The sequence below is a fragment of the Candidatus Uabimicrobium helgolandensis genome (genome assembly GCF_041508025.1).
GTDB lineage: Bacteria > Planctomycetota > Uabimicrobiia > Uabimicrobiales > Uabimicrobiaceae > Uabimicrobium > Uabimicrobium helgolandensis.
Window position 1 is genome coordinate 840,411 of record NZ_CP165719.1, and the last position, 11,945, is coordinate 852,355.

At 33.0% G+C, this 11,945-nt stretch carries 8 protein-coding genes; 5 read left to right on the top strand and 3 right to left on the bottom strand.

Annotation, left to right across the window (positions count from 1 at the left end):
* Positions 1–187: 187 nt before the first annotated feature.
* Both UABHE_RS03100 and UABHE_RS03105 read right to left on the bottom strand, forming a co-directional pair.
* Complete coding sequence (locus UABHE_RS03100; protein ID WP_372368765.1) at positions 188–3,490, bottom strand: protein kinase; 3,303 nt, start codon at positions 3,488–3,490, stop codon at positions 188–190.
* A gap of 88 nt (positions 3,491–3,578) precedes the next feature.
* Positions 3,579–4,292 carry a hypothetical protein gene (locus tag UABHE_RS03105; RefSeq protein ID WP_372368766.1) on the bottom strand — a complete coding sequence of 238 codons (714 nt, stop codon included), beginning with the start codon at positions 4,290–4,292 and terminating at the stop codon, positions 3,579–3,581.
* Between the two features lie 419 nt (positions 4,293–4,711).
* Between UABHE_RS03105 and UABHE_RS03110 the strand changes: the two genes are divergently transcribed.
* The 4 genes from UABHE_RS03110 (at position 4,712) to UABHE_RS03125 (ending at position 9,442) form a co-directional block, all read left to right on the top strand.
* Positions 4,712–5,884: a glycosyltransferase family 4 protein gene (locus UABHE_RS03110; protein WP_372368767.1), complete on the top strand. Its 1,173-nt coding sequence runs from the start codon at positions 4,712–4,714 to the stop codon at positions 5,882–5,884.
* A 333-nt stretch (positions 5,885–6,217) separates the two neighbouring features.
* A complete protein-coding gene (locus tag UABHE_RS03115) occupies positions 6,218–7,195 on the top strand; it encodes a PLP-dependent cysteine synthase family protein (RefSeq protein ID WP_372368768.1) in 978 nt (325 codons plus the stop codon).
* A 12-nt stretch (positions 7,196–7,207) separates the two neighbouring features.
* A complete protein-coding gene (locus tag UABHE_RS03120) occupies positions 7,208–8,368 on the top strand; it encodes a PLP-dependent aspartate aminotransferase family protein (protein WP_372368769.1) in 1,161 nt (386 codons plus the stop codon).
* A gap of 255 nt (positions 8,369–8,623) precedes the next feature.
* Positions 8,624–9,442, top strand: coding sequence for an ATP-binding protein (locus tag UABHE_RS03125; RefSeq protein WP_372368770.1), 819 nt, complete (start codon positions 8,624–8,626; stop codon positions 9,440–9,442).
* Here the strand turns inward: UABHE_RS03125 and UABHE_RS03130 are convergent.
* A complete protein-coding gene (locus tag UABHE_RS03130) occupies positions 9,432–10,019 on the bottom strand; it encodes a type II secretion system protein (RefSeq protein WP_372368771.1) in 588 nt (195 codons plus the stop codon). The genes UABHE_RS03125 and UABHE_RS03130 overlap by 11 nt on opposite strands.
* A gap of 641 nt (positions 10,020–10,660) precedes the next feature.
* On the opposite strand from UABHE_RS03130, the gene UABHE_RS03135 reads away from it, so the two are divergent.
* On the top strand, positions 10,661–11,941 hold the full coding sequence (locus UABHE_RS03135) for a trypsin-like peptidase domain-containing protein (protein ID WP_372368772.1): 1,281 nt from the start codon (positions 10,661–10,663) through the stop codon (positions 11,939–11,941).
* Positions 11,942–11,945: the final 4 nt, after the last annotated feature.

Here is an 11,945-nt window from a genome sequence, read left to right on the forward strand (position 1 = left end):
AAAGTACCAGATGTACGTTTTTAAAGTGACCCTAATCTTGGGCAAGCAAAATATTTTCAAATTCTACAGCGTCTGAATAAAGTACCAGATGTACGTTTTTAAAGTGACCCTAATCTTGGGCAAGCAAAATATTTTCAAATTCTACAGCCTCTGAATAAAGTACCAGATGTACGTTTTTAAAGTGACCCTAATCTTGGGCAAGCAAAATATTTTCAAATTCTACAGCCTCTGAGCTAAATACTTTTATCTTTACACTCTTTCGGGGAACAATATTTTTATGAGTAAAAGAAAATGATTTGTTATTTACTTGCCATTGAATTATTCCATTATTTATGTACATAGAAAACACAAACCACTTATTGATAGGAGCAGAAAAATTGAGTGTCCTTCCTGTTCCATCATCGCGATTCACTATACATTTTATTTTACTACGTCCATCAATCTCTAATTCGTAAGCTCCAAAAGAAACATTTACTTTACTTTCAATATCTTTAAACAAAATAAGTCCACTTACAACTTTCGCATTTTGTAACGGAATAGTAATGTTTCCCCTAGCTTGCAAAAGACCGTTGACTAACTTCGTCTTATTCATTTTCCAGTTTGATATTTGAGATGAAGAATCAAAGTCCAAAAATGTTATATTTTTTGTAGAACTTTTGTATTGCAAGGTACGAGCAAAGATTTTCTCAAGATCGGTATTGTATTTCTGACGTAAGATTTTCGAAATGATAACATTGTTCTTAATAAATAAAAGATTTTTTAAAGCTTTATTTGCTGAATATTTAGGCATTTTTGTTAAGGCTTTTAACTTGCTCACTTCATCAAGGGCTTTACTTTTTAGTTTAATATCTTGCTCTTCTTGATAAAATTCGGCCTCAACATTTACTCCACGCACACTGGCTTCTAGCAAACTATAAAAAAGCAACATATCTTCAACTTCTTTTGCCAAAAAGCTTAAGCTTAGTAAATCTTGTGCTGAAATATTAGGGGCTAAGGACACCTTCTTAATTAGTTTTTGCAGTAAAAAACTTGGTGTATCTTTCCAAAGAATATTTTTATTTCCGTTAAGGACGATAAACTTACTAGAAATTGTTTGTAGTGTATATGATTGTCCTTTATATAAAACCCGCACGTTAGCAGGAGGACTTTTATACTTGGAGATCAAAATATTTTTTGCTTTTGCTAAATGTGTAAGTATTTTTTTCATTTTTTTCAAAATACTTATGTCTACTATAGAAACTGTCTTCTGAGTACTATTACACAATGCAATTGATTTATTAAAATTAAAGTATTTTCGTTCAGTAATGATTTTATTATTGATACGACTAACTTGATTTTCAAGTTCACTATCTGATTTTTGTTTGAGAAAATTTTTGTAGTTTTGGTGCTTTTGACCTACTTCACTTATATCATTATTAAATTTATCAATGATTTTTTGAATATCGTCATGTATTACTTCAATGCCTTCGCTAAACTGACTATTCGTTTTTTTCATTTTTTTCATTACGGCGGTATACTCTTTATCTATAGCAGAAGGATTAAAATCCATAGCTACAGCATTTTTATATTTCTTTAGTAAAGAATCACGGATAACGTTTGTTGCTTTATAAACGTTGTTCGCGTTCTCAACAACCTCTTCACGTAAACCAGCTAATTTTTGTTGTATGTCTATGGCGACTTCATTTTCAACACTATTTACCAATACTTTAGGTATACGATTGATTCGTCCAATACACGCGGCAAATTTGTTTTCTTCTTGTAAAGAATTGATTTCATCGCGAAGAGTGTCTACCTCTTTATAGAGATGTTGCTTCCAATTATATTTTAATTCATTCAGGTGAGAATATACGTTATCAACATAAAAACTTTGCTCTTTGTAACGAGAAGTAAAGTCCAAAAGTTTTTCTTTCATTTGTGGCCAAGAATTAGGATCTTTACCAACTTTATCATACTCTGCTTTTATTATTTTATAAGCATTGATTGCTATTTCTTCCCGTTGATTTTTTTGAACGTAATCATATACAAAATACCCAATAGCAAGGGAAACAATAAGAATGACAATTACGTTGCGCATGCCAGACGGACGTTTTTGGCGGCGACTTGCTAGTCTTTTCTTACGCAAACGCCCTTCTAGCTCTTTACTATCAATAATTTTTTGTTGTTCGCGATCAGCAGCAGCTATAGCTTCTTGCTTTTTTGCATGACTAATCATTTCCGTTGGTTGCTCAAAAATTTCTTCTTCTATTTCTGTCAGAGCAACATTGCGATGTACTCGCTCAGGATTTTGTAAATGCCACAATATTTCTTTATAACTCTGATAACGATTTGTTGGTAGCGGCGCTAATAACTTCGAAAGTATAGCTATAATATCATCACTTATTTCAGGATTTATCTTTTTTAATTCAGAAAAATCGGCACTATTCCCATGCTTGATAATTTCATATGGTGATACACCAAAGAAAAGAGAGTTTTGTGAAAGCAAATTATAAAATACTAGTCCTAAAGCATACATGTCTGTACGAAAATCAAACTTTTTTTGCGGTCCGACATGTTCAGGTGCAATAAAAAAAGCTGCCTCTTGGTGCTGATCTACAAGATACAAGCAATTTTCTAGTACTTTTCTTTGTAAACCAATATTAAGAAGTATAGGTTTATTATTTTTCTTAGATATAACAATATTTGAAGGGCACACATTATAGTGAGTGATTCCTTGCTCACTTGCATATCGCAATATTTTAACAAGTCGCGCAACAATTTTTACCGATTCATCAACCGAAATAGCTTTTTTCTTACTAAGTATCTTGCGTAAACTATCACCTTCAATATATTCCCAAACGATAAAACTAGTGTCTTTATAAAACTCAAGACCTTTGCAAACAGGAGTATTTGGGATATCAGACTTCATATAAATTTCAAGTACTTCGGAAATAGTAGTCATATATTCTTTGTCATTTAGAATATCTTTTTCTAAAACAACAACAATATAATGCTCTCCGTCTTTAGAAGCTTTGTAAGTTTTTCCATAAATATTACTTCCCAGTAGACGTTTAATTTCATAACCAGGAATATCAACAACATTACTCACTTCTACAACATCTGCAGAGTGCTCTTGGCTTTGAACAGGAAAAACCTCTTGAATTTCAGCAGTGTCAAATGTGGTAGGAGCCGCTGTAGACAGAATAGTTCCGCACATTCCACATCGTAAACGTCTTTTTCCAGACTTGATAAGGCCCTCATTAAATGAATGGTTGCAATTTTTGCACTGAATAAAAGAACCTTTAATCAGTATTTTGACAACTTTATCAATCTCTTTTAAAATATCATCCCTTTGAAATCTAGATAGATAACCATTGTCAACTAAAACATCAACTAGTTTACATGAATCAGCTTGTTCTTCGTAAATACTAACACATTCATTTAATTCTTGTTCGGTGACTAATTCTTTTTTTAAAATGGCCTTGGCAACAAGTTCATCTTCACTTTTGAGCATTTCGTTCTCCTGTTCTGAAGCAGATAACGGTATAGAAAAAATAATCTACCAAATGTTATATAATACTCTATACCACTAGTTATGAAATTTACTTGAAAACATAGTTATTACTAGGCGACCATTTTATAAATTTATATATAGGAATAGTCGCTACCAACAATTGCTTCAGTTTTTCTATAAGTAATTGTTCTTCTATACAGCTATCTTCTCGTGACACACGATAATCAAGATGAAGCCAGTGCTCACCTGGAGAATAGTATTTTAAAAACATATTCAATTCATCAAGTGTAATTTTGTTACAGTGATATATTTTTTTAAAGTCATGTATTCTCAGTTCGAAGAGATCTGCCGTGCGCAAAAGATCACGTAACTCTTGACGAAATTGAGATTTCTTACACTTGTTTTTTATATTTTGGCCATCCCACCAAGCTTTTACATGTGTTTTAAGAGAGACATAAAGTCCATCATAGTCCATCCCAATTAATAATACTGTATGGTTATAACCGGACTTAAGTTCATCAAAAAAGTCTTTGCCAAAAATTTCTTTTACATTTTTTAAATCTTCTTTGCACGGAACAAAATACACCCATTGCGATACAACTTTATACTGATTGTATAGAAAAGGATGATGAAGACTTGTTTTTATTTCGAAATAACAGTCGAGATTTTCGAGAAACGGTTTTATCGTTTTTCCAATAGTTTGCAACTTACGTCTTATTTCTAAACGCTTTTTGTTATACAATGCGTTTTTACTTTTACTAGAATGGAAACAGTTAAAATCTTTTTCGCTAAAATACCCCATGATAATCTTTCGTGAAACACAATAAATGAAAATAAAGAGTGCAATAAATTATATATTCTCTTAAGTAAAAATCAAAGAAAACATCTGCGAAATTCACATCATAGAGCAAAACATTTTCATAAACTTACGACTTGTGTGAATACAACCCTCTACCCTTTTACGTTCTCAATCCCAAAATAGAAAGGTCTTCAGTCTTCTTGATAGTAACAATACGATAATAGTACACGCGTCGAGATATTGATCATTAATAGATAAAGCGTTAGAGACATCAAGAACTATTTTTTCTTCAAACTCACCGAGAAATGATTACACAAATTATAAAGAACTACTATAATAGCAGGAATGTGCCACAGCGCGCTCTAGTTAAGGCTGAAATAAAAACAGTGTTTAAATGAACTACAAACAGGACAATCTTCAATATGAAAAACAAAATAAGAGTTTGTTTTATTTCGCACTCTTCACAAAAACTAGGTGCAGAAAGATCTTTACTCGAAACAATCACTCTTTTGCGTAAAAATATTATACCATTTGTTATTTTACCTAAAAAAGGTCCATTGTGTGTAGAACTTGAAAAAAAGAATATTTGTTATGTTATTATTCCCTATAGTTGGTGGGTAACCTCTAAAATAAGTTTGTGGAAAACGGTCATTAAATTCTTTTTAAACATTTCTATGACTTTTTATATTGTTTTTCAAATAAAAAAATGGCGCTGCGATTTAGTATACTCAAACACAATTGCAACATGCGTAGGAGCACTTGCTGCCAAGTTAAGTTCTCGTCCGCATATATGGCATATTCGCGAATATGGATTCGAAGATCACGGGCTCATATTTGAATGGGGAAAACAAAGATCTACAAAACTAATATATCAACTTTCATCTCACTGTATATTTAATTCAAAAGCTGTAAGAAAAAAATATTTAAAATACTTTCCTCAAAATGTATCCAAAAAACATTCAGTGTTTTATCAACCAGTGATGCTACACTTTGGTAAGACAATTTCACTTTCAAAAGTAAGAAAGAACTGCATGATTTTAGGCGCTATTCGGGAAAGCAAAGGTCAAGCAGAAGCTATTGAAGCAATACGAATACTTAAAGAACAATACAATTGTCATATAAATTTATATATCCTAGGTGATGGAATACAAAAATACGTAGATTTGCTAAAAAGTAAAGTTATCCAATATGATTTGGAAGCAAACATATTTTTTATTGGGCATGTTGATTTCCCCGCTTCGTGGCTATCTCAAGCAGATATCACCTTGGTTTGTTCTCATAATGAAGCTTTTGGACGAGTCGCTGTTGAATCCTTTTTATTAAAAAAACCTACTATTGGCACAAGTAGTGGAGGAACTTTAGAACTAATCTCTTCACAGAATGGTTTACTCTATTCTCCAGGAAATACATCTGAACTTGCTGAAAAAATACATACTTTGCTTGTTGACAATCAATTATGTAAAACAATTGCAAATAATGGTCACAACTGGGTCAAACAAAATATTTCTCAAGAAATATATGTGCAAAAGCTGTTAAACATTATGTGTACTAAGAGTTCTTCCAAATCACATTGCAAAATGAAATACAAATATTAAGCGTAAGTGAATTTTGCACTGAAAGAATAAATTTAAACACATTCTAGATTTTTGGTTATAAATATGCTAATTTATTTCTACGCAAACTTATCAGGGTGTGCTAAATGACCTGCAGGTTGTTTAGTTTCGGAATAGTTTTTCGTCTTTTCTACAACACAATAACAAGAAATATTAAGAACACGCCCTAACAAATTATAGGAAAATGCTCTCCAAACTCAAACTACAAATACAGTAGAGAGAGTAATGTGAAAGATTATTTTGTTCTTGGAAAGGAGATACGAGGAGGAGACCAAGATCTCTCGATAATAATTATTTTATCCTCGTAATAGCTTGATGAATAACGTATGCAACATTTTAGATACAATCGGTAACACCCCGATGGTAAAGCTAGAAAAAATCTGTCCGCAACCACATGTAAAGATTTATGCGAAACTAGAGTATTTCAATCCTGGGCTCAGTATAAAAGATCGTATTGTAAAACATATTATCGAAGAAGCAGAAAAAAATGGTGAGCTTAAATCAGGTGGCACAATTATTGAAAATACATCTGGTAACACAGGTGCAGCTGTTGCTATGCTTGCTGCTATAAAAGGCTATAAAGCAATACTTACAATGCCTGACAAGGTAAGTATTGAAAAACAAAATACTTTAAGAGCATTAGGGGCAGAAGTCGTTATTTGTCCAACAGCAGCGCTTCCTGGAGCACCAGATCATTATGTACAAAAAGCACGTGATCTTGCAGCAGGTACTCCTAACAGTTTTATGATAAATCAATATGACAATCTTAAAAATCGTGAAGCACACTACCTAACAACAGGTCCAGAAATTTGGCAACAGTCTTCTGGAAGTGTCGATTATTTTGTAGCTGGCGGGAGTACAGGGGGAACGGTCTCAGGAACAGGAAAGTATTTAAAAGAACAAAATCCAGATGTCAAGGTTGTTGTTCCTGATCCAATAGGATCTATATTTTTCAAATATTTTAACACAAAAGAAATTGATGAAAATGAGATTGGTTCGTATTTTGTAGAAGGTGTTGGCGAAGACCACCTAACAAAATGTATGGATTTCGATATTGTCGATGAGATGATGCAATACAATGACAAAGATGCTTTCGCTGTTTGTAGACAACTAGCAGAAAAAGAAGGTATTCTAGTAGGTGGAAGTGCTGGTGGAAATATGTGGGTGTGTTTAGAACTTGCCAAACGCATTACTTCTCCGTGTACAATAGTTACTGTTTTCCCTGATAGCGGGATTAAATACTTGTCAAAAATATTTGATAACGAGTGGTTAAAGTCAAAGAGTTTATTATAAAGGTCTCTCGAAATGCCAGATAAATTTGGATTCTCAACAAAAGCATTACATATTGGTCAACCAGTAGAAAAAGAATTTAATAGTGTTGTTCCTCCTATTTATATGACAACCACATACAAACAAGATTCCCCTGGAGAACCAAAATCATACGACTACACAAGAGCTGGAAACCCAAACTTTGGTTTTTTAGAAGAGACTCTTGCTAGTTTGGAACAAGCAAATTACGCCACAATTTTTAATTCTGGTCTGTCAGCAGCAACAAGTATTCTTAGTAAATTACAACCTGGTGAACGAGTAATATCAATAGATGATGTTTATGGTGGAACTTTTCGTTTAATGAAGAATACCTTCATTGGACACCACGTTGAATCTGTGTTTGGCGACATAAATAACGAAGAATGGCTGAAAAATGAACTAGAAAAGGGAGCACGACTTGTATGGATTGAGTCTCCTACAAATCCACTTTTAACTCTTGCTGATATACAAAAAATAGCAGAGCTAGCTCATGCACACAACGCAGAATTAGTTGTAGATAACACATTCGCATCTCCGTATTTTCAGAATCCACTACTACTTGGTGCTGATTTGGTTCTACATTCTAGTACCAAATATATTGGTGGACATAGTGATATTGTTGGCGGATGTGCAGCAACCAATAGTAAAGAATGGAAAGAGCATTTAGATTATGCAAGAAAAGCTATTGGTTTTAATCCTTCTCCATTCGATGCTTGGCTTCTAAGTCGCAGTATCAAGACTCTTGCTGTTCGTATGAATAAACACCAAGAAAATGCTCTAGAGTTAGCAAAAAGATTAGATAGTCATCCAAAAGTAAAAACAACCATATACCCTGGTCTCGAATCTCATCCGCAACATCAGTTAGCGCAAAAACAAATGAGTGGATATTCCGGTATTGTTTCTGTTCTTTTTGATCTTGATTTAGAACAAACAAAAAAACTAATTTCTTCTTTTAAATTAATCAAGCTAGCAGAAAGTCTAGGGGCTGTCGAATCACTAGTTTGCCACCCTGCTTCTATGACTCACGCTTCTATACCAAGAGAACTTAGAATAGCTCATGGTCTCGAAGATGGCTTAATTCGAATATCAGTAGGTTTAGAAGATGTCGAAGACCTATGGATCGATATTACTTCGGTTTTAGGGACTGTGGAAAAATAAATTAGATGATTTTAATTTTATTCATTAGCTAGGCATTTTGAATACGCGAGACTAGTATTTTGTAAGCTAACGCTAATGAATAAAAGAATTAGAGTATGTTGGCATTTAGGTTTTATATAATGACTTGTTTTAGAGTAGTGATTAAAAAGTAATGAAACCAATCTCTAAAATTACAAGAAAGATGAATGTCGACGCGCTTAAGTAAAACATATAAATTATTTGTTTACATCCCCTTAGATGAAAAAGGACGCTAATATGCCTTCTCCTCTTATCCTAGTTGTGGATAAGGACAAAACTCTTCATAACTTATTACAAACGCAACTTGCAGAAAAGTATGAAGTTACCTGTACCGATAACTATGACAAAATAATAGAACTAGTACAACAATTTCAACCGCGATACATTATTATCGATGTCGGTCAAGACAATTTATCGCAGATTGATACGATAAAAGAAGTGTACAATAATCCGATTATTGCTATGTCAGAGTGCAATGAAGAAAGTTTTGTTGTAGAACTTATCAAAAGAGATGTGTTCGCATTTGTCCGCAAACCCATATTTGTAGATAGTTTATCTGGTTACTTGAAAGACGGTTTAGATTTCGACAATTTTAAGTGGAGTATTCTTTCAGGTTTCGAGAGATGGTTAGAAATAGAAATTCCTTCTAACTCAAACTATATCAATGCTTATTGTAGCTTCATCGTACATCTAATGCCAGAATTTAAATACAAACAAATGATGATGTACGCTGTAAGAGAACTAATTCAAAACGGAATAGAACACGGAAATAAGTATTGTAAAGACTCATGTGTGAATATTTGCTTTATCAAAACACAAACTCTTATTATGTTTATGATAAAAGACCAAGGAACCGGTTTCAACATGGAATTATTACCTCATGCGGTAATTGGTCCTCAGAAAAAAAATCCCATGGATGTATTACAGTATCGAAAATCCATGGGAATGCGACCTGGTGGTTTAGGTATTCACAGTGTTAGCCGTATCGCTGATGAATTAATCTACAATGAAAAAGGCAATTCTGTAACAATGATAAAAAATATTGCTAATTTGTAAGAGGATCAAACACAAGATTAAAAGCTATTTCGTCTATAAAATTGTTTTGCGTTTCAGCATGAAGGTCTAACATTAAAAAGTTAGTACTATTACCATGGTTGTGTTTATTAGTAATGCTTTCATCCGGTTGATTTATATCATCTGCAACCATTGGAGTTGGAACTATATTATTTGAAAGAGTGAAAAAGCCAGGATATATGTTTTGATTTGTATTTTTACGCCCAGCATAACTACAAGCGTTATCTTCATCTCCAACAACTAATTCATCAATAAGTTCTCCACTGTTCTCATCTGGTGTAGAAGGACACAAAAAAAGATTCGATTCAACAATAAGTCCTTGTTTATACAGAGAAACAACAAACTCGCTTCCGTCGAACTCTGGGTAGAGAACTTGTTTGCCTAAGTCTATTTGGAAAACTTTATATAATCTTCCCATTTGTAATAAATTATTTATACAGCTGCTGCGCATAGCTCTTTCTTTTACTATTGCTAAGTTTGGAATAAGTATTGCTGACAAAATTCCAATAATCGCAATAACTACTAGTAATTCAATTAAAGTAAAACCTTTTTTCATCATATTCCCTTCCAGTTCCCTACCATCTACATAACCAACTTACACTGATCATTTTATTTTGTTGTCGATTGTATTATACAACCGATACTATATGCACTAAAACAGTAAATAATCAAGTAATCAAATATCTCGGAGTAATATCTAAGAAAGTTCTGTTTAAAATGAATCCGTGTATCATTGTTTGTAGAATATCTAAACTACAAAGATAAATTTATTTAGAGATTGTTAATAACAATTTTAAATTGTACGCCCCAGCTAGAGTATGTTAAAGCACTCTATTTAAAATTTGTTTGAACCTTTAATATGTTTTGCAGAGGAGGTTGAACAAGCAATGATCAAAACATTTTGTAGATTATAATCAAGATTCAAAATTTAAAAACTAGTATTAGGCAGTGTTTCACATTCAGTTTTAATATCTAAAATATTGCAAGATACTTTGAAAATGCACGATTGTTTTATAACCAAATCAGAATTTTTTTGAATTATAAAGAAGATGGATGTGAATACACTCTAAAGCCTAACAAAAATAATTATCCAACTAGTAAGTTTTTAGTTAATCACTCTGGATATTACCTTTGAACTATTTAAATTATAACATTATAATAAATTTTTACACAAAAATTTATAGTTAGAGAGATTTTTTTATGTTTCATAAAGAAAAAATTTTATTTTTTTGTTTCTTGGTATACAGCAGTACTTTTTATGCGCAAATATCACGAAGAACTGCAATTGTTGATGTTGCAGAGCAGGTGAGTCCTTGTATTGTCAATATAAGTACGGAAAGAATTGTTCGCCGTACATCACCTTTTGACGATGTCTTTGAAGAATTTTTTGGCCGCTTTGAGCCACGTGTCCAAAAAACAAAAAGTTTAGGATCAGGTGTTCTTGTAGATGAAAGTGGATTTATAGTTACTAACGCTCATGTAATACAACGTGCTTCTCAGATAACTGTTGCGCTCAGCAATAAACAAAATTTCATAGCGACCTTAATTGCTGCTGATGCAAAAAACGATCTTGCTTTACTAAAAATAGATCCGCCTCAAGTTTCAAAATTCATTTCGTGGGCAGACTCCAAAGATGTCATGATCGGAGAAACGGCAATTGCATTAGGAAACCCTTTTGGATTAGAAAGTAGTGTAACTACAGGTGTTGTAAGTGCTAAAAATAGACCTTTAGCTCTTCAAGGCAAAGTTGATTTCAATGACTTTGTTCAAACTGATGCGGCGATTAATCCTGGTAACTCGGGTGGAGCGTTAGTAAATGTTCATGGAGAACTAATTGGAATCAACACTGCTATTTATGCTCAAGGGCAAGGACTTGGTTTTGCAATACCTTCTGATAGAGTTAGAAAAGTAATAAGTAAACTACTCGACTACGAAAAACTGAAACAACAGACGCTTGGTTTAAAGCTGGGACAAAATACTCAAAAAAAATGGTACACTTATGTTAAGTCAGTAATCCCCGGTTCGCCAGCTGCAAAAGCAGGAATCGAAGCGAATAGTCGCATTATTAGTTTAGATGGTAAGAAAATACGCTCAATATTTGACTTCAATAAAATAGTGTATGTGAAAAATATTGGAGAACAAGTTCGTGCTCGTTTTCAAAAAAACGGACAAGTAAGAACAACCTATTTAACAATTTCTCAACGAAAACAACTTGTTTCCAATAATATTCTGTGGAAGCGTTTAGGTCTTGACGCTAAAAAGAGTGGTAATAGAATTATTGTGAAAAAAATACGTCGTAACGGTCCTGCAAACAGAATCAGCGTGTTGCCAGGTGATACGATTGTCAGTTTAGGCCAATTTCGTATTCGTAGTATAGCTGATATCATCGCTTTTTTAAAATATACTGACTATGGAGAAGTGATATCTATTATACTTATTCGTAATAATAACCATTTAGGTGGAAAGTTAGTAGTGGAATAAATAC

Coding starts and splice junctions, on each gene's coding strand:
- UABHE_RS03115 (WP_372368768.1), top strand. CDS start 6,218: ATGAATAACGTATGCAACATTTTAGATACAATCGGTAACACCCCGATG.
- UABHE_RS03135 (WP_372368772.1), top strand. CDS start 10,661: ATGTTTCATAAAGAAAAAATTTTATTTTTTTGTTTCTTGGTATACAGC.
- UABHE_RS03105 (WP_372368766.1), bottom strand. CDS start 4,292: ATGGGGTATTTTAGCGAAAAAGATTTTAACTGTTTCCATTCTAGTAAA.
- UABHE_RS03120 (WP_372368769.1), top strand. CDS start 7,208: ATGCCAGATAAATTTGGATTCTCAACAAAAGCATTACATATTGGTCAA.
- UABHE_RS03130 (WP_372368771.1), bottom strand. CDS start 10,019: ATGATGAAAAAAGGTTTTACTTTAATTGAATTACTAGTAGTTATTGCG.
- UABHE_RS03110 (WP_372368767.1), top strand. CDS start 4,712: ATGAAAAACAAAATAAGAGTTTGTTTTATTTCGCACTCTTCACAAAAA.
- UABHE_RS03125 (WP_372368770.1), top strand. CDS start 8,624: ATGCCTTCTCCTCTTATCCTAGTTGTGGATAAGGACAAAACTCTTCAT.
- UABHE_RS03100 (WP_372368765.1), bottom strand. CDS start 3,490: ATGCTCAAAAGTGAAGATGAACTTGTTGCCAAGGCCATTTTAAAAAAA.